The organism is Chitinophaga sp., from assembly GCF_035761305.1.
Taxonomy (GTDB): domain Bacteria; phylum Bacteroidota; class Bacteroidia; order Chitinophagales; family Chitinophagaceae; genus Chitinophaga.
In genome coordinates, this window is record NZ_DASTRI010000123.1 from 1 (window position 1) to 18,643 (window position 18,643).

The 18,643-nt window shown below is 49.8% G+C and carries 14 protein-coding genes; 5 read left to right on the forward strand and 9 right to left on the reverse strand.

Annotated features, from left to right (window positions below; all coding sequences use genetic code 11):
* Window positions 1-108: a hypothetical protein gene (locus VFS25_RS10905; protein WP_326462182.1), complete on the forward strand. Its 108-nt coding sequence runs from the start codon at window positions 1-3 to the stop codon at window positions 106-108.
* Window positions 109-212: 104 nt separating this feature from the next.
* On the opposite strand, the gene VFS25_RS10910 is transcribed toward VFS25_RS10905, so the two are convergent.
* A complete protein-coding gene (locus VFS25_RS10910) occupies window positions 213-971 on the reverse strand; it encodes a geranylgeranylglyceryl/heptaprenylglyceryl phosphate synthase (RefSeq protein ID WP_326462170.1) in 759 nt (252 codons plus the stop codon).
* A 510-nt stretch (window positions 972-1,481) separates the two neighbouring features.
* On the opposite strand from VFS25_RS10910, the gene VFS25_RS10915 reads away from it, so the two are divergent.
* Window positions 1,482-4,832: a vitamin B12-dependent ribonucleotide reductase gene (locus VFS25_RS10915; RefSeq protein ID WP_326462171.1), complete on the forward strand. Its 3,351-nt coding sequence runs from the start codon at window positions 1,482-1,484 to the stop codon at window positions 4,830-4,832.
* Window positions 4,833-5,352: 520 nt separating this feature from the next.
* Here the strand turns inward: VFS25_RS10915 and VFS25_RS10920 are convergent.
* Complete coding sequence (locus VFS25_RS10920) at window positions 5,353-6,057, reverse strand: ATP-binding protein (protein WP_326462172.1); 705 nt, start codon at window positions 6,055-6,057, stop codon at window positions 5,353-5,355.
* Between the two features lie 130 nt (window positions 6,058-6,187).
* Here VFS25_RS10920 and VFS25_RS10925 point away from each other — a divergent pair, with 130 nt between their 5' ends.
* Together VFS25_RS10925 and VFS25_RS10930 are read left to right on the forward strand one after the other, a co-directional pair.
* Entirely contained in the window at window positions 6,188-6,775 is a 588-nt protein-coding gene (locus tag VFS25_RS10925; RefSeq protein ID WP_326462173.1) for a hypothetical protein, read from the forward strand.
* A gap of 32 nt (window positions 6,776-6,807) precedes the next feature.
* Entirely contained in the window at window positions 6,808-7,287 is a 480-nt protein-coding gene (locus tag VFS25_RS10930) for a YcxB family protein (RefSeq protein ID WP_326462174.1), read from the forward strand.
* On the opposite strand, the gene VFS25_RS10935 is transcribed toward VFS25_RS10930, so the two are convergent.
* From VFS25_RS10935 to VFS25_RS10955, 5 genes are all read right to left on the reverse strand, one after another.
* On the reverse strand, window positions 7,284-7,658 hold the full coding sequence (locus tag VFS25_RS10935) for a helix-turn-helix transcriptional regulator (RefSeq protein ID WP_326462183.1): 375 nt from the start codon (window positions 7,656-7,658) through the stop codon (window positions 7,284-7,286). The genes VFS25_RS10930 and VFS25_RS10935 overlap by 4 nt on opposite strands.
* Window positions 7,659-7,762: 104 nt before the next feature.
* Window positions 7,763-8,500 carry a DUF2490 domain-containing protein gene (locus VFS25_RS10940; RefSeq protein WP_326462175.1) on the reverse strand — a complete coding sequence of 246 codons (738 nt, stop codon included), beginning with the start codon at window positions 8,498-8,500 and terminating at the stop codon, window positions 7,763-7,765.
* Between the two features lie 130 nt (window positions 8,501-8,630).
* Window positions 8,631-10,094, reverse strand: coding sequence for a SusD/RagB family nutrient-binding outer membrane lipoprotein (locus tag VFS25_RS10945; protein WP_326462176.1), 1,464 nt, complete (start codon window positions 10,092-10,094; stop codon window positions 8,631-8,633).
* Window positions 10,095-10,109: 15 nt separating this feature from the next.
* On the reverse strand, window positions 10,110-13,613 hold the full coding sequence (locus tag VFS25_RS10950; protein WP_326462177.1) for a SusC/RagA family TonB-linked outer membrane protein: 3,504 nt from the start codon (window positions 13,611-13,613) through the stop codon (window positions 10,110-10,112).
* Window positions 13,614-13,771: 158 nt separating this feature from the next.
* Window positions 13,772-14,215 carry a GNAT family N-acetyltransferase gene (locus tag VFS25_RS10955; RefSeq protein ID WP_326462178.1) on the reverse strand — a complete coding sequence of 148 codons (444 nt, stop codon included), beginning with the start codon at window positions 14,213-14,215 and terminating at the stop codon, window positions 13,772-13,774.
* Between the two features lie 477 nt (window positions 14,216-14,692).
* On the opposite strand from VFS25_RS10955, the gene VFS25_RS10960 reads away from it, so the two are divergent.
* Entirely contained in the window at window positions 14,693-15,325 is a 633-nt protein-coding gene (locus tag VFS25_RS10960) for a carboxypeptidase-like regulatory domain-containing protein (RefSeq protein WP_326462179.1), read from the forward strand.
* A 25-nt stretch (window positions 15,326-15,350) separates the two neighbouring features.
* Here VFS25_RS10960 and VFS25_RS10965 read toward each other — a convergent pair whose 3' ends face one another.
* Entirely contained in the window at window positions 15,351-16,667 is a 1,317-nt protein-coding gene (locus tag VFS25_RS10965; RefSeq protein WP_326462180.1) for a TolC family protein, read from the reverse strand.
* 26 nt (window positions 16,668-16,693) lie between these two features.
* Window positions 16,694-18,643, reverse strand: a 1,950-nt coding sequence (locus VFS25_RS10970; RefSeq protein ID WP_326462181.1) for an efflux RND transporter permease subunit, incomplete at its 5' end; no start/stop codon positions are given.

The window sequence follows — 18,643 nt, forward strand, 5'->3', positions numbered from 1 at the left end:
ATAGATACCTACTTTAACGGGGGGCTGCTGCTGGAAATGCGGGGCGGGGAAAAGATAGAGGTGAGCCGCCGCCAGGCCGTGAAGTTCAAGGAAATGATGAGCCTTTGATACTGCTTGTCACCGGTAAGCTTATAATAGAAAAAGAGGGCCGCGGCCCTCTTTTTCTATTATAAATATCTTACAAACATCCGGGGCATAACCCTTTCCGGTGCTTATTTTACGATCAGCGGCGCAGAATGTACTGCGTCTGCGATCTCTTTTATCAGGGAAGTATCTTTTTCAATAGCATTGCCAACCACAATCACATCGGCGCCTGCCTTGCAGTTCAGGTAAGCCTTTTCCGCATCGCGGATGCCGCCTCCCACAATAATGGGTATGCTCACCTGGCTGGCCACCCGGCTGATCATGCTTTCGGTAATGGCATCGCGTGCACCGCTGCCGGCATCCATATATATGAGCTTGTGGCCCAGCATTTCGCCTGCCATAGCCGTGCACATGGCAATATCGTCTTTATCGGCAGGAATGGGAAAAGTATTGCTGATGTAGGAAACCGTGGTAGGAACGCCGCCGTCAATCACCATATAACCGGTAGGTATCACTTCCAGCCCGCTTTTTTTTACCGCCACGGCGGAAACAACGTGCTGGCCTATGAGCAGGTCGGCATTACGGCCGGATATTACGCTCAGGTACAGCAATGCATCTGCATACCGCGATACCTGGCTGGGACTGCCCGGGAACAATATCACGGGAATATCGCAGCAGGCTTTTATCCGCTGTACACAATCGTCCAGGTGTTGGGTAATTACCAGGCTGCCGCCCAGGAATATATAGTCAACCTGCGCAGCCGAACACTTTTCTGCCAGGTCGGCAATGCCAGCAGGGGTAACCTTATCCGGATCAATCAGGACGGCAAATGATTTTGTACCTTTTGTTTTTCTTTCAGCGAAAGAAGTGTATAATTTTTTGTACATCAATTAAGCGTTGTTCCGGTTGTCGCAAATGTATAAAAAAATTGGTAATAAGTAACAGTCATATAGTGAAATAACCGAATATGCATAACATTCATTTTTCTTGCGAAAAGGGCCTTCACGGGTTAGCCAACCGGCCTGCTAAATAATACCTACAGCAATGTTTAGGCCATTTTTTCGTTATGCACATGCCGTTGAACCCCAGTCCAGCAGGGGATAAGCGCCATTTATCCATATTCCCGTGGCCTTCATGGCCGGGTGGGTCAATTATCCACAGTCTGTGAAAAAGAAAAAGGAGATAAGCCGGATTTTAAAAATTAATTTTAAATACCTCATTATTGAAAAACCGAATTGTTAAATCCTCCAAATATTGGGAATGAAACCTGGCATTTACTAATGGCTTTTCACCCCTGAAAGCACCGCCCCGGGGGCGCAGCAGAAAGAGTACAAGCAAAGGAGTGTGAATACGGGAATGCAAGGTTCATCCGATGAATGGAACAAACTTTATAACCGATGAAGCAGAACAGTAACCAGGGCGGACTTGTATTTTCCCGCCATTTTACCCAGGACGGTAAAAGCCCCTATGAGCAATTTGAATACGAGTTCCGTTCGTCGGTGATACGTAACCCCGGTGGTGACGTGGTTTTTGAAATGAACAATGTAGAGGTGCCTAAAGCCTGGTCGCAGATAGCTACCGATATACTGGCACAGAAATATTTCCGCAAGGCAGGTGTGCCCCAGCCGGATGGCTCCACGGGCCGTGAAACCTCTGTAAAGCAGGTAGTGCACCGCATGGCCAACTGCTGGCGTGCATGGGGTGAGCGCGGCGGCTACTTTGCCGGCGAAAAAGACGCCCAGGTGTTTTACGATGAGCTGGTGTATTGTATGCTTAACCAGGCCTGCGTGCCTAACTCGCCCCAGTGGTTCAATACCGGGCTGCATGAAAGCTATGGTATTACTGGCAAGCCCCAGGGCCACTACTTTGTAAACGCCAAAACCGGGAAGCTGGAAAAATCCACCTCTGCTTACGAACGCCCCCAGCCGCATGCCTGCTTTATATTAAGTGTGAACGACGATTTGGTGAATGATGGCGGTATTATGGACCTGTGGGTGCGCGAAGCCCGCATTTTCAAATACGGCTCCGGCGTGGGCACCAACTTTTCCCAGATCCGCGGTGAGGGTGAAAAGCTGAGTGGCGGCGGTACCTCCAGTGGCTTAATGAGCTTTTTGAAAATAGGCGACCGGGCAGCCGGCGCTATTAAATCCGGGGGCACTACCCGCCGGGCCGCCAAAATGGTGTGCCTTGACCTTGACCACCCGGAAATAATGGAATTTATTAACTGGAAGGTAGAAGAGGAAAAGAAGGTGGCGGCGCTTATTGCTGCCGGCTACTCCTCTGATTATGAGGGAGAGGCTTACCGTACCGTGTCCGGCCAAAACTCCAATAACTCCGTACGCATTCCCAACAGCTTTTTCCACCGCCTGGCGGAAGAAGGCGACTGGGAGCTGAAAGCCCGTATGGACGGCCGCACCATGAAAACAGTAAAGGCCCGCGACCTGTGGGACCAGATAGCCTATGCCGCCTGGCGCTGCGCAGATCCCGGCACCCAGTACGATACTACTATTAATGAGTGGCATACCTGCCCGCAGGGCGGACGCATTAACGCCTCCAACCCCTGCTCTGAGTACATGTTCCTTGACAATACAGCCTGTAACCTGGCCTCTGTGAACCTGCGCCGTTTCTTTGATGAAACAAAGAACGAGTTTGATGTAAAAGGTTTTGAATATACCGTGCGGCTATGGACAACCGTGCTGGAAATATCCGTGCACATGGCCCAGTTCCCCTCCAAAGAGGTGGCCCAGCTAAGCTACGACTACCGTACCCTGGGCCTGGGCTACGCCAACCTGGGCTCCATGTTAATGGTCAGCGGCATTGCTTACGACAGTGAGGAAGCCAGGGGCATAGCCGGCGCCATTACCGCCATTATGACCGGCATTGCCTACAAAACATCCGCTGAAATGGCCAGCCACCTGGGCGCTTTTCCCAGGTTTGCAGAAAACCGGGAAGATATGCTGCGCGTAATGCGCAACCACCGCGCCGCAGCTTATGATGCAACAGATGCCTATGAAGGCATTGAAATAAAACCCCAGGGCATTAACGCGCGCTACTGCCCCAACTACCTGCTGAAAGCAGCCACCAAAGCCTGGGACGATGCAGTGCAGCTGGGCGAAAAATACGGCTACCGCAATGCGCAGGCCACTGTAATTGCGCCTACCGGCACCATAGGGCTGGTAATGGACTGCGATACTACCGGCGTGGAACCGGATTTTGCGCTGGTAAAGTTCAAAAAGCTGAGCGGCGGCGGCTACTTTAAAATCATTAACCAAAGCATACCCACGGCGCTGCAAAACCTGGGCTACAAGCCCAATGAAATAAAGGCCATTGTGGATTATGCCAAGGGAGCCGGCAGCTTTGCGGGAGCGCCCTATATTAACCACCAGTCGCTGAGCGAAAAAGGGTTTATTGCAGAAGAAATGAAGAAGCTTGATACGGCCGTAGCCTCTTCCTTTGACATTACTTTTGTATTCAACGTGTACACGCTGGGCGAAGAATGCCTGCAGCGCCTGGGCTTTAAGCCGGAAGAGTATTTTAACATGGAGTTTAGCCTGCTGCATGAGCTGGGCTTTACCGATGAACAGATAGAAGCCGCCAATGATTTTGTATGCGGCACCATGACGGTAGAAGGCGCGCCTTACCTGAAGGCAGAGCACCTGCCGGTATTTGACTGCGCTAACAAATGCGGCAAAAAAGGCGAGCGTTATATTCACCCGCATGGCCACATTCGCATGATGGCAGCTGCGCAGCCGTTTATTTCCGGCGCCATCTCCAAAACCATTAACCTGCCTAACGAAGCAGCGGTAGCAGATATAGAAGACGCCTATAAATTAAGCTGGGAGCTGGGCCTTAAAGCCTGTGCCCTGTACCGCGACGGTTCTAAACTGAGCCAGCCGCTAAGCAACAAGAGCGATAAAAAGAAAAAGGCCGATGCTGCCGTGGAAGATGCCGCAGCAGCACCGGCGGCAGCCGCGGCTCAGATCATAGACCTGAACCAGCTGACCATTGACGAGCTGCTGGAAGAAGTAAGCAAGCGCATGCAGGCCAGCCCCGACACCACGCTCAAACGCCAGCTGTCGCGCATTATTGAGCGCAAAACCCTGCCGGCCAAGCGCCGTGGGTTTACCCAAAAGGCCAAGGTAGGCGGACAGGCCATTTTCCTGCGCACCGGCGAGTATAATGATGCTACCCTGGGCGAGATATTTATAGACCTGGCCAAGGAGGGATCTACCCTGCGCAGCCTCATGAACTGTTTTGCCATAGCTGTTTCTGTTGGCCTGCAGTACGGGGTGCCGCTGGAGGAGTTTGTAGATAAATTTGTGTTTACCCGCTTTGAGCCCGCCGGTATGGTAGACCACCCGAACATTAAATCCGCCACTTCGCTGATAGACTATATATTCCGCGTACTGGGTTATGAGTACCTGGGCCGTACAGACCTGGTGCATGTGCTGGACGCGCCGGGCAATACCGGGGAAGAGGATGAGGAGGAAAGAGAGCCTGCCAGGCCGCAGCTGTCTAATGTGCACGTTACCTTCCTGACCGGCGGTAATACGAATAATACCGCAGCATCCAGGCCAGCCAAGCAGCCGGCGCTTGCAAAGCAGGCCAGTGGCGAAAGCAGCACCCAGGATTATATGCGCAGCATGCAAAGCGATGCCCCGGCATGTAACACCTGCGGTCATATCACTGTACGATCCGGTACCTGCTATAAGTGCCTGAATTGTGGAAACAGTATGGGTTGTAGTTGACTATCAGTGTACTAGCCTTGTTAATGATTTGTTATTCTAGCCAGAAAATTTCAAGTTAAAATAACATGCACTTACATTTGTATTCAAATAGGGTTTTCATAGGATAGTAACAAATTGAGGGCGCTTTTCTAGGCGCCCTTACTTTTTAAAGCCACCTGCAGTTTTCCCTTCATACAGGTACGCGGCCCGCAATGAGTTAAACGCCTTCATTCTTTTATCCGATTTAGCACGCACCATTTGTTAATTATTTCGCTTTCATATCAATAGCAGCGGCGGTTTCAATTATTTTCAAAAACACCCATCTTATTTATCTTTTTATTAATATAATCCATCTTAATTTGATGTATTAAAAATCTTTAACATTCCTATAACAGTATTATGGTTTTTTTATATATTTGTCATCGTATTAATTTTTATTATGGTTACTGTCCTATGAAAAACCAAATATTTCTACAAGCGTGACTCTTCATGCACTGTAAATGACTCTCGAAAGCAATGGTTCATCCATTGCTTTTGTTTTTTATGACGGTGTTAATGAGGGCAGCAGCTCTTTAAAGAAAAAGCGGTTATCCCAGGCGGCAGCCGGTTCCCCGTAGGTACGCTCCACCGTTTCACCCGGGGTAAAAGCTACCGGCGCTGTGAACAGGGGGCCGTCAAATACAAAGGTGTGAAACTCGCCGTTCTCCCCGCAGGGGTCTACGCCAGGCGGCAGGTCGGCCAGGAACTGCTCATCTATGATACGGCCGGCAAAATCAGCGCCCAGGTAACGGGCATTGGCGCATACCACAATGGCTTTAAAGCCGGCTTTTATCATTTGCAGCAGCAGCTGCCGGCTATCCTGCTGCCACAGGGGAAATACGCCTGTCATACCCATCAGGGCCAGCTGACCCTCCCGGTACTGGCGCAGGTCTTCCAGGAAAAGATCACCAAAAACAGCATGCTGTATACCTTCCTGCAGCATACCCGCCATTTGTGCCTGCATAAGGGCGTTATAGTCCTGCAGGGAGGCCTGCTCCTGCAAATAGGCTTTTTTCAGGGGAATATTGATTTGCCTGGCCTGTTCTTCCAGCAGGGTTTCCCGCACCCCGTGCATAGATACCCGGTTAAAACCGGCATTGAGGGTGGTAAACAGGTAACGTACGTCATATAAGCCCTGCTGCTGCAGGTTCCAAAGGGCAAAGCAGGCATCTTTACCGCTGCTCCAGTTCATAAAGGCAGGCATCATATATTATAAGAATAAGATATAACGGATGTGTCCGGAATGTTAAATTTTGTTAACTGTAAATGTAGGACCATTTTGTTTTTTGGGATTTATAAATTGTATTTTGTATTTTTAAAGTTGAAAAAATACCTATATGAAACCAGGCAAGTTTACAATATCACTGCAACGTATGAGCACCATGCGGGGTTTCATATGGATATTAATGCCAATAGCGGCCCTGTTATTCACCACATTAAGTACTTATGCCAACGATGGCCATAAGTCGGAAAAGTGTACGGACAGGTGTGACAATAATGGCGACAAGTCTGCCGCCGGCAGCAAAACCGCACCTTCTCCCGTTAAAACAACTACTGCTATAAAACCCAGCCGGGTTGAGGAATATGTGTGGATGCTGAACCGTGAGCCCGACAACTCAGCTGAGGAAGACGGCGACCTGGAAAATGCGGTGGTGGACCTGTACAAATGGTACCTGCAGAATGAAACCAGGATTAACAGTAACGACTATCTGAAAGGCGGTGGTAAAACACTGGTATTTCCTTTTAAGATAGATGTTAAAACCTTGCAGCAATACTTCCAGTTCATAAAAAATAACTTCCCCGGTTTGAATGAAGATGATCTGGATAACAATACCAAAAAAGTACTGGCCAACCGCAAGAAATACGCGCCGGTTACAGAAAGGGACGACATGGAGAGCCCTATGTCAATAGCTGTTCCCAAGTAGTAGAACCATAAAAAACTGTTGCCTGGCCAATAATGCACGTAGAGTTTAGCTATAACAAGGAGGATGTATTGAATGCATTACGCTATCACTTTATGCAGCGTGGAGAAGTAAAAGTATACCGCACCACCCTGGCTATCCTGCTGCTTGTTACACTCCTGGGGTATTTATTTCACCTGGTTAACTTTAGCGCGCTGATTGGCATTGTGGCCATGGTGGCCATTATCGTATGGGCTTTCTGGTACCTGCTGCCCCTTTCAACCTATAACAAGGCCGCTACCTTTAAAGATGAAATAAAGCTGCTGTATTCAGAAGAAGGATTGTTTATTTCTACCCGCAGCAGCGAGCATCAGCGGCAGCTATACTGGAACCATTTTACCCGGCTGGTGGAAACCCGCAAATTCTTTTTTCTTTACCGCGATAAAAAATCTTTCCTGCTTATTCCAACCAGCGCGTTTGAGAACGACGCTGCCCGTAAGCGCTTCAGCACCCTTGTACGCGGAAAAATCAGCTAAACATTTACCGGCGCAGCCGCCTGCATTAACCGGCTGCGGTATTGTGAGGGGGTAACACCTTCAAACGCTTTAAACCATTTGGTAAAGTTGGAGGGGTCATAAGTAAGGGTGTAGGCTACATCCGCTACCGAATATTGTTTATCCTGCAACAGCTTTTTGGCATGCGCCATAATCTTTTGCTCATAAAAATAACAGGGATGATGGCCGGTATGCTGCTTTATAACCGTGCTTAAATGCGTGGGGTGAATAAAGATGTGCGCAGCTATATCCTGCAGCTCATACATCCGGTCTGTTTTGCCGCTTACCAGCTCTTCCAGGTGTATATCTATAACAGCCAGGTAATTCCGGAATATCTCTTCATTTCTGCTCATCACAGCCATTAGGTTTTACAATTAAAAAATACGCCGTTTTTTATCCATCCATAAAGTTCGGAAATAAACCGCAGTGAAAATGGTGAACATTTAAGTATTTGCGTCTACAGCATAAACTCATGTATCACGGAAAAGTGCACTACATGGTTCATGGCCTCATCGCCGGAGGCAAACTGCTGGTAGTGGTTCATATAGCCCAGCTCTACTTTCAGGTTGGGTTTTACCGTATAACCGGGCGTAATTAAAAAGCGGTTCTGGTCAATAAACTTGTCATTAATTTCATTCCCCCAAAGGTTCATGAACAGCTCATTTTGCAGGGCCAGGTAAAAGCCGGTGGGCTGCTTTTCCTTCTTCAGCGGAAACTGGGTACGGTTAAAATAGCGGAAACGGTTGCCGTATTTCCAGTGGCTTACCTTTAAGCCGCCGTTATTGCCGGCGTGTGTTTTTTGCCCCGCCCAGCGCTGCTCCAGCCGTACACGGTGTGTCATGGTAAACGCGGGCTGCTGCATTTTGTAAATGAACTGTTCATAAATGCGGTGTTCCGGCTGGTAAGCATCCAGCGCGGGGCTGTAGGTGGGTATGTTGGCATAGCCTAACAGGTAGCCGGTGCGTTTGTTGGGCATGTACTGCAGGCCGCCCCGCAGCATAATTTGCCCCTTTGTGCTTATGCCGTCGCGCAGGCGTACCTGCACATCAAACGGTACGGACCAGCGTTCGTTAATGCCGGCAGTGCCAAAATAGGTGTACCAGTGCTGGTAATAATGGGTAAGCGATTGCGCCTGCAGGTGGGTGTATAATCCGTGCAATAACAGGAATGCGAGTACAGATAATAGTTTTCTCATCAGCTTTCTGAATTGATTGGCTTAAAGATAAAAAGATAATGGAAAAATGCCGCTGCAAAACAAAGGGCCGTTCTGTGTAAGCAGAACGGCCCTGATATTGGAAACAGTGCCTCCCCCAAATGATAATTGGCTACTGTTTATTCCACCATAATTTAGTGCCTTTGGTATCGCCGCCGATAGCGCTGGCAGCGGCCTCATAGCTGGCCTTGTTCTGCTGCTGCTCGCTTACCAGGTAGGTAATACGGTAAGGTACATACGTTACATTCTGGTCCAGTGAACCATCTGCCGGCGCATGAAACAGGCTGTCGCCGCCGGGCTGCTGAAAGTTCAGGCGCGTTCTTTCAAACCAGCCCTGGAAGCCCTGCGGGTACAGCGCCAGCCATTTCTGTGAGCCTATTACATTGCGCCAGTCGCCGGCCACGTAAGGCACACGGGCCAGGTAAGCGGCCACACTGTCGGCATTGGTAACGCCCCAGTATTCCATAGATGCTTTTACGCCGTTCTGATAATGGGTGGCGGCATCGCCGGTAGCCATACCGCGTGCAGCTGCTTCTGCCAGTATAAACTCTACTTCCGGGTAGGTCATCAAAATGCCTACCATATCCGCAGCGTAGATGCGTTTGCCGGGATAAGAGTATTCTGAAGGCGGTAAACGGTTCGGGTTGGTTTCTGAGGTGCCGTAGGCCAGGCCACGGTAAGTGCTGTCAGCCGCCTTACGTGCATATATGCCCAGGCGCGGGTCTGCAACACTTTGCATATAGTTTACCAGTTCGGCCGTTACAAAAAATTCAGACAGCGGCCTTTCGGACTCGTTGTAAGGAAATTTATTGGGCGCTGTTCCCAGGTATTGGAACTGTGCGTTATCGGCATTGCTGGTCATGGCCTTTGTATAGTTAGCTTCAATAACGGCTTTGGCGCCTGCCGGGTCAGCATCTGCCATGCGAATGGCCAGGCGCAGCATGAGTGAATAGGCCAGCTTTTGCCAGGCAGCTACATTGCCGTTATATATCACGTCGCCGGCGTCAAAGCTGCCCTCTGCGGGGTTCAGCGCAGCTGCCTGCGCAGCCAGGGTGTCCAGCAGGGAGGCGTAAATGGTTTTGGCATCGTCATACGCAGGGCGCAGGTTATTTTCCTGCAGCTTAAAAGCCTGTGAGTACGGCACATTGCCGTAAGCATCCGACAATATCTGGAATATCCATGCTTTCAGTATTTGCGCAATGGCTATCTGGTTAGTGGAGCTGGCTATGGGCATGGCGCGGTTTATTTGTATAATCTGGTCAAGGTTATGCAGCGATATGCTGTACAGGTTATTCCAGAGTGTGGTGTTAATACCTTCATCCAGCAGGTAGCGGCTATCATTCGCCTTATCATTACCGGTCCAGTATTGTGCGTAAGGCATGCCTATGCGCCCGTTCTGCAGGCCGGAGTATAATACATCCATTGCTGATTTTTCTGCACCAGTCAGCAAATACTGCGGCTGCGTAGTGGTAGGCTTGGTAGGATCGTGATTAATATCTTCCAGTTTTTTACAACCTGCTATTACCATGCAGCCCAGTAAAAGATAACATCCATATTTAAAATATCGTGTAAGCATTTCCGTTAATTTTTTTTAGAAAGAAACATTCAGGTTCACACCATAGGAACGCAGCGAAGGCAGCGCACCTCCTTCAATACCCTGCACATTGGAGGCAGAGTTGGTAATGTTGGAGGGATCCACGTTCGGCGCATTGCTATGCATAAGCCACAGGTTACGGCCGTATAAAGAGATACGCGCTGCCTGTGCGCCTATTTTGCTGTACCATGACTCCGGAAGGTTATATCCCAGCTTTACCTCACGCAGGTAAATGTAGCTGGCGTCATACAGGTCGGCCTTGCTGATTACGTTACCGAAGTTCTGGCTAAAGTGGTCTTTAGCGGAAATATTCACGGTATTGTCTTTTCCATCATCGGTAACACCGGGCACCACAATGCCGTTTTCACGAATGCCGTTTTCAGCCGTTACATCCAGCAGGCCGGATTTTTTGCCATACAGGTTGGTGTAGGAGAAAAAGTCGCCGCCATGCTGAAAGTCAATGAGGGCGGATAAGTACACGCCTTTAAAAGAAAAGCTGTTGTTAATACCGCCGATATAGTCAGGATTTACGTTGCCTATTTCCTTAATGTCGGACACCTGGTAAAAACCGGCGGGCGTTACCTTTTTCCTGCCCTGCTCATCATACACATAATCGGTACCCATGATGGTGCCCAGCGACTGGCCTACGAGGGCGGCAATAGACACTTTTTGCGTACGGCGGTCAGTGGCCAGTGTCAGTTGGTCAAGCTGGGTGTTGAACTGCTCGATATTCATATCCAGCAGCTTGTTGCGGTTGCGCGCAAAGTTTACGTTAATATCCCAGCGGAAGCCGCTTTTCAGGCGAATGGGGTTCAGGTTCAAACCTACTTCAATACCCTGGTTCCGTACATTACCACCGTTCACTACCATGAGTGAGAAACCGGTAGCGGCCGGTACCGGCATGGTAATAATCTGGTCGCGGGTGTTCCTGTTATAATAGGTAACGTCAAAGCCTATACGGTTATCAAAGAACCGCATTTCCGTACCAAATTCATATTCACGGGTGCGCTCCGGTTTCAGCAGCTGGTTGTTCTTTACGCCGGTAAACTGTGTTACCGGGCTGGAGCCGAACGGCGGTATGAATGCGTAGGTATCATACACCTGGAAAGGATCGGTGTCGCTACCTACGGCGGCTATACTACCTCTTATCTTACCAAAATCCATCCACTTCCATTTCAGCAGGTCGGAGAACACGAATGACAGTGATGCCGACGGGTAGAAGTAAGGATTATTTTTTACGTTAATGGTAGAGCTCCAGTCGCTGCGGCCGGTAAGATCCAGGAACAGCAGGTTCTTATAGCCCAGGGTAGCTGTTGCAAAGGCCGAGTTGATCTGCTTTTCATAGTACTGATCCAGGGGCAGGGCCGTTTGTACGGAATTGTTGAGGTTATACACACCCGGGATGATAAGGCCGCCAACCGTAGAGCCGCCGGTAGTGGTGGCTTTACGGTGCATGATATTGCCGCCGATGGTTGCATCCAGCGATAGCTTACCAAAATCTTTGTTAATGTCGGCGGTTACCTGGTAGTTCATTTCGCGGGAGTCGCGGATGCGTTTTATGTAAGAGCCGGTAATGTTCGGCTGCTGCGACATTCTTTCCTCTGCCTGCATGTTATACTGGTCCATAAACACACGGCCGCTCAATGTTAACCAGGGCAATACCGTGTAATCCAGGCCGGCTAAACCGAACAGGCGGTTACGGGAGTCGTTCTCATAATCACGATAGCTGTTCCAGTAGGGGCCGTTGCTGAACTTTACAGTAGCATCGTCCCAGGTGGTGCGGTTCCAGGTGATCTGTGAGCCATCGGGGAACAGGTAGTTTTGGGCCCGCTTCATATCCAGCTGGCGCTGGCCGAACATGGTGAACTGCAGCGTAGGGTTGGGCCCTGTGAAACCGGTGCCCGGCCTGCCTTTCGCATCCAGCACGCTGTAGTTGATAGAAGCTACGGCGTTTAAATTTTTTGCCAGCAGGTAATTGCCGTTAAAGGAAAGGTTGTTCCTGTTCAGCTTTGAGTTAGGTAATACAAATGTTTGAACGGTATTGCCATAGGAGAGGCGCATAGATCCTTTATCATTGGAGCCGCCTACCGCAATATTGTTGGTAATGGTAGTACCTGTTTTATAAAAGCTTTTCACGTTATTGGGCTGTGGCGACCAGGGCGCTGTTTTACCAAAGTCAGGGTTGCCCTTGTCTTTATCGAACGACCAGTAGTGGCGCACCAAACGGCCATCCAGCTTAGGACCCCAGGACTCATCCGCATAAAACTGCGGCATCAGGTCATAAGGGCCTTTGCCATTATTATCATTATAGGTAGCTGCCTGCTCGCTTAAAAAAGCTTCGGGATGCTGGTTATAGTACAGGGTATCAAACCCGGTATAACCGCCGCCATACTGGTTCTGGTATTTGGGCAGCACATATACCTGGTCTATCTGCGCGTTCAGGCTGTAGGTAATGCCCAGGCCTTTATCAATATCCGGTTTCTTTTTAGTGGTGATCAGCAGCACGCCGTTAGCGCCGCGGCTGCCGTATAATGCGGTGGCAGCAGCGCCTTTCAGTACAGAAATGTTCTCTATATCTTCAGGGTTAATATCCTGTATGGGGCTGCCGTAATCATAGCCACCGCCGCCGTTCTGCTGGCCGGGCTCGTTGAGTACGTTGTTCAGCACCGGCACGCCATCCACCACTATAAAGGCATTGTTATCGCCCAGGATGGATTTGTTGCCGCGGATGGTCATTTTGGTGGAGCCGCCCATGGAACCCGTGTTGGTGTTCACCTGCAGGCCGGCTACCTTGCCGGACAACGAGTTTACAAAGTTCACTTCCTTGGCTTCCTGCACGGCATTGCCGCTAACTTCCTGCAATGCATAACCTACTGCGCGCGCGTTTTTGCGGATGCCCAGCGCGGTTACCACTACTTCGGATAAGGTTTTTTGCCCCGAAGAAAGGGCGCTCAGCGAAATGGTGAGCGGCTTCTGGTCTTTAACCGGAATGGTTTGCTCACCATAAGAAACGGCCGACACTACAATGGAATCCCTGGGACTGGCTTTAATAGAGAACTTACCGGTTGGGTCCGACGCTACGGCCTGCCCGGTAGCTTTGTTCAGCACTTTTGCGCCAGGGATGGGTGTTTCCGATGTGTCCTGCACAATGCCCGTTAGCGTAAACGCACCGGCGCCGCCGGCAGTGGGTTGCTGCGCCGCAGAATCAGATGGCAGTATAAGCGCCGTGTCCTGCGCCGGCTTGCGGGCAGTGTCCTGCGTGGGTTTACGCGTTGTATCTGTAACTGTTTGGGTTTTCTTGGTAGTATCTGGCAGTATTAACCCGGAGGTATCTGTTTTTTGTACACCCGTGGTGTTTTGCGTCGTTGTGTCTTTTTTGGTAGTGTCCTGCTGTACTGTTGAATCTTTACGTACCGGCGCAGTAGTGTCCTGCTGCGCTTTGCCGGTGGTACAGTAAAAAAGACAGCACAGCCCTAACCCGGCGAGTACATGGCTTTTCATGATATATGCGAGATTTTTGATTACGATGTAATCGAGTTGTGAAAGGGTGAAATGGCTTTCAATAATTCATGGTTTCACTTGTTCTGTTTTCACGCTTTCATGGTTCCCTGTTAATTTGTTTTGATGCGAACAGTTCTCTAAAGTCGGGCTACATACAGCTACAGTGCTTTCGACATTTCGTAGTGCGCGATGCCTACTTCCGTAAATTCATTCCCCTTAATCGTGTACCCCAACTTTTCATAAAACCCTGCCGCTGTTTTACGTGCGTGCATCATCAGCGTTGTAAAACCGTTTTGTACGGCCTGCTGTTCTGCAAAACTGATAATGCCGCTTCCTATGCCCCTGCCCTGGTAGGCCTCATCTACCGCCATTTGCCGGAGCTGTACGGTGGTTGCATTTACCGGCGACAGTATGCAGCAGCCTATCAGTATTTCCGTATCGTTTTCCTTTTTGTAACAACCTACCAGGTAGTCGTTCATCTCCTGCTGAAGATATTCGGGCGAAAATGTCAGGCCCAGCGGTTTGCGTAAAATCACATCGCGCAGGGCCACCATGGCCTGGTAATCACAACTACCGTATTCGATTATACGAAAATGCAGCATACTACAAAATGAATAGATCTGAGTACAGTATTGTGTTACGTGCAATACACCAATGCCCGCCAAGCGGGGTAGAACAAACATCGGGCCAGTGGGCCAGATTACTGGATTTGCGGGGTTTTGCAGGTGAACATGGAAAAAAGGGAACCATGAAAAGTGCACACTGGTGGCGTTGGGCAGCGAAATGATGGTTGCGAGGCATGGAATTTGGTTATAATTATTAAAAATAATTAATTTTTTCGGTCATACATAAAGCAGTGCTTATAGGTGCTTATATTTGGGGACTATGTCAGCAATGTGTGGATAGCACGGCGGCTGGCAGCCATTTTTAACTTTTCATTTGCGTGGGTAAAACTATATTTGTCGATGCCTATTCGGAAAAATAGACTGTATATATACACTGGAGCACTTCTACCAATATTCCTGTTACTGCTGGCCGGGCTAAAACCTGCACAGGCGCAGCAGGTAAAATTGAACGGTATGGTGGTGGATGCCGATACCAAGAATGGCCTTCCCGCTGTAACCATCATTAACAAACGTACGCAGGCAGGCACGTTAAGCAATGAAACCGGCCGCTTTTTTATTGAGGCCATGCCGGGCGATACCATTGAATTTTCCATGTTAAGCTATTACAAGAAAGATATAGTAACCCCGGTGGAACCCGCCAACATTAATGTGTATATGACCAAACGCATATTCGGCCTGCAGCAGATCAATGTAAGGGGGCGTAATTATCACAATGACTCACTGGCTACCCGCGAAGAATACGGAAGGTACTTTAACTATAAGAAGCCGGGCGCCATGGACGTGCTGAAAACGCTGCCTGCCAACCCGGTTACTGCCTTATCATACCTGGTGCCCAGCAAAACCCGTAAGCGAAAGGAACAATTTCATGAGCAGCTGCTATACTGGGAAAAGGAAAAATTTATAGACTACCGCTATTCACCCGAGCTGGTGCAAAAAATGACGAAGCTGGAAAGTCCCGAGCTGGATAGCTTTATGCTGCGCTACCGCCCCGGCTACAACTTTTTGCAGAATGCCACGGATTATGACCTGCTGCTGTATATCAAGCAAACCTTTGAGCAATACAGGCAGGAGAAGGGGGAGAAATGATGTGCACATTTGCATATCTGCACATCTATTTCAGCAGTTCTCCCTTCAGCCGCAGCAGCTCTGTTTCCGCCAGCTTGGTATTATACCGCGCCAGTATCAGGCGGTTAAAGGCATCCTGCAGGCTTTGCTGCGCCAGCTTTACCTCCAGCGTGGTAGATACGCCCTGCCTGAAGCGCTCCAGCGCTACCATTGCATTTTCGCGGGCCATGCCAATATTTTCTTCTTCGAGGGTAACGGCCTGCTTGTAGTACTCATAATTTTTAAAGGTAGAGTCGATGCTGAGGCTTATGCGCGTTTGCGTATTCTCCAGCCACAGCTGCTGGTACGCTACATTCAGCTTTGCATTTTTTACCTGCCTTCTTACATCCAGCCCGTTAAAAATGGGAATAGTAGCGGTAAGGCCGTAATTGAATACGCCGTTTTGGTTAAATATGGGGCTGAAAGAGTTGGTGGCGGCATTGGAATTTACCCGGCTGAAGTTGTAGGCCGAGTTAAAGGATATTACCGGGAAATAATTGCCCTTGGTGGCTTTCAGGTCCAGCTGGGAAATAAACAGGTTTTGCTGCGCTATTTTCAGCGTGGCATTGTTCTGCATAATATCCTGCTGCAGGTTGCCATATATCAGCTTCAGGTTAATGGGAATAGAGTCTTCCACCTCATAGGTAGTATTGGCTACCTCCACTGCCATCAGCTGGTTCAGCGCAGCTTTACGCTGTGCTATTACGGTTTGCTGGCGCAGGTAAGCGGCCTTTTGCGCATTGAAGTCCACCCGGGATTGCAGCAGGTCTGTTTTAGGTCCCAGCCCGGTTTGGAACTTGGCGTCGGAAAGCTTTACCCTTTCTTCTGAAATAGACATTTGCTCCGCAATATTGCGCAGCTGCTGTTTTTGCTGCACCACATCGTAATAGCCGGTAATAACATCTGCAATGGTATTGATCATCTGGTCGCGCAGGGCCATGCCGCCCAGGTCGCGCAGGCTTTCCAGGCGCTCGCGGTTGGCGAACATGCGCAGGCCGTCAAACAGTGTCCAGTTAAGGCTTACATTGGCGGTGTAGTTGTTGCTTTTAATGCCGCTGGTATCTCTTTTATTGCCGTTGGCAAATTTCTGGTTAGTGCTGGTATGGCTCCAGGTTCTGCCGGCAGTGGCATTTACCCGCGGTATAAAAGCCATGTTTGCATAAGCATAATCATTGGCATATACATCCGCATCATTACGGGCCAGGCGTATATCATAGTTGTTCTTTAACGCCAGGTCTATTGCCTGGTCCAACGTAAGCACCTGCTGGGCCTGCCCATGCAGCGCCCATAGCAGCAGTGTACAAAATATAATAGCTGATCTCATTTTTTGACTCAAATCCAACATTCATTTTATGCATGCGCAGCGGCAGCATCTTTACTAATGGCTTCCTGCCCGTCACTCATCATTTCTTCTTCCTCATTATCCCTTGCGGGTTTTCTTCTTGAAAGGAAGCTGTACATAGCCGGTATTACAAATAAGGTAAGCACCAGTGAAAATATGATGCCGCCTACTATTACAATACCCAGCGGTATACGGCTGGTGGCAGCAGCGCCTAACGACATTGCAATGGGCAACGCGCCCAGGGCCATGGCCAAACTGGTCATGAGAATGGGACGCAGGCGCATCACTGCTGCTTCAACCACTGCCCTTCTTTTTACCATACCGCTATCGCGTTTATGATTGGCAAATTCCACAATCAGTATCCCGTTCTTGGTTACCAGGCCTATCAACATAATTACACCTATCTGGGAAAAGATGTTCCAGGTTTGGTTAAACAGCCATAGCGACAGCAACGCGCCGGCAAAAGCCAGCGGCACGGTAAGCATGATAATAAACGGGTCTACCCAGCTTTCAAACTGCGCGGCCAGCACCAGGTAAATCAGCAGCAGCGCCAGCACCAGCGCAAACATGGTGTTGGAGCCGCTTTCCGCAAAGTCGCGGGAAGAGCCGGACAACGCCGTGTTAAAGGAATCGTCTATCACATGCTCCTGTTTCAGCCGGCTGAAGATATTGTACATGGCCTGTATGCCGTCGCCAATGGTTTTGCCGGGGGCCAGGCTGGCCGAAATGGTGGCAGACTTGTACCTGTTAAAATGGTAAATAATGGGCGGACTGGTTTCTTCGTGTATAGTTACCAGGTTATCAAGCTGGATGGCTTCGCCCCGGTTATTGCGTACATAAATATTCTGCAGATCGGCAGGGTCATCGCGGTTGGCGCGGAACACCTGCCCCATTACCTGGTATTGCTTACCGTTACGTATAAAGTAGCCGTAGCGCAGGTTACTGAGGGCCAGCTGCAGGGTTTGCGAAATGTCTTCTACAGAAACGCCCAGCTCACTGGCCTTGGCGCGGTTAATCTGGATGCGCAGCTCCGGTTTATTGAACTTGAGGTCCACATCTACCGCCTGGAAAGTAGGATCGGCATTGGCCTCTTCCAGGAAGCGCGGCAGTACGGATGCCAGTGAATCGAAATTAATATGCTGCAGCACAAAGGCTACGGGCAGCCCGCCGCGGCGGCCTACCTGTATGGTTTGCTGCTCAATGGCAAATACTTTGCCCTGCGGGAAGCGGTACATGTTACGGTTCACCATGTCCACGATTTCCTTTTGAGAGCGTTGCCGGTCATGCGGTTCAGGCAGCGTTACATAGGCAAAGGCGCTGTTAACCGCGCCGCCTCCGCTAAAGCCCGGCGCTGTTACGGAAAGAATGATCCGTTTTTCCGGTATAGAGTCGATCATGAACCCTATCAGCTTGTTCACATAGTCATCCATGTAGTCAAAGGAAGTGCCTTCCGGTGCGGTAACGGTCAGGCGGAATTCACTGCGGTCTTCCACCGGCGCCAGCTCAGACGGCAGGGTCCTGAACAGGAAATAGATCAGCACCAGGCAGGCGCCCACAATCACTACCGCCGCCCAGCGTACCCGCATGAACTGCTGCAGGGAATTTTTATAGCCGCTTTCCATCCACTGGAAAAAGGGCTCTGTTTTGGTATAGAACCAGGAGTGGGTATGTTTTTTCCGGCCCAGCTTTACGTTCAGCACGGGTGTAAGTGTGAGGGAAACGAAAGCAGATATGAGCACGGCGCCTGCCACCACAATGCCAAACTCGCGGAACAGCTGACCCACGAAACCCTGCAGGAAAATGATGGGCAGAAATACAAAGGCCAGGGTAATGGAAGTGGCGATCACTGCAAAGAATATCTCTTCGGAGCCTTCTTTTGCAGCGCGCATGCGGGGCATGCCCGCCTCTATTTTTTTATAGATGTTCTCCGTTACCACAATACCATCATCCACCACCAA

What these genes read in the sequence shown, in the direction of transcription:
- VFS25_RS10960 (WP_326462179.1), top strand. Translation starts at nt 14,693, where the DNA reads ATGGTGGTGGATGCCGATACCAAGAATGGCCTTCCCGCTGTAACCATC.
- VFS25_RS10920 (WP_326462172.1), bottom strand. Translation starts at nt 6,057, where the DNA reads ATGATGCCTGCCTTTATGAACTGGAGCAGCGGTAAAGATGCCTGCTTT.
- VFS25_RS10965 (WP_326462180.1), bottom strand. Translation starts at nt 16,667, where the DNA reads ATGAGATCAGCTATTATATTTTGTACACTGCTGCTATGGGCGCTGCAT.
- VFS25_RS10950 (WP_326462177.1), bottom strand. Translation starts at nt 13,613, where the DNA reads ATGAAAAGCCATGTACTCGCCGGGTTAGGGCTGTGCTGTCTTTTTTAC.
- VFS25_RS10940 (WP_326462175.1), bottom strand. Translation starts at nt 8,500, where the DNA reads ATGAGAAAACTATTATCTGTACTCGCATTCCTGTTATTGCACGGATTA.
- VFS25_RS10955 (WP_326462178.1), bottom strand. Translation starts at nt 14,215, where the DNA reads ATGCTGCATTTTCGTATAATCGAATACGGTAGTTGTGATTACCAGGCC.
- VFS25_RS10915 (WP_326462171.1), top strand. Translation starts at nt 1,482, where the DNA reads ATGAAGCAGAACAGTAACCAGGGCGGACTTGTATTTTCCCGCCATTTT.
- VFS25_RS10925 (WP_326462173.1), top strand. Translation starts at nt 6,188, where the DNA reads ATGAAACCAGGCAAGTTTACAATATCACTGCAACGTATGAGCACCATG.
- VFS25_RS10910 (WP_326462170.1), bottom strand. Translation starts at nt 971, where the DNA reads ATGTACAAAAAATTATACACTTCTTTCGCTGAAAGAAAAACAAAAGGT.
- VFS25_RS10930 (WP_326462174.1), top strand. Translation starts at nt 6,808, where the DNA reads ATGCACGTAGAGTTTAGCTATAACAAGGAGGATGTATTGAATGCATTA.
- VFS25_RS10945 (WP_326462176.1), bottom strand. Translation starts at nt 10,094, where the DNA reads ATGCTTACACGATATTTTAAATATGGATGTTATCTTTTACTGGGCTGC.
- VFS25_RS10935 (WP_326462183.1), bottom strand. Translation starts at nt 7,658, where the DNA reads ATGAGCAGAAATGAAGAGATATTCCGGAATTACCTGGCTGTTATAGAT.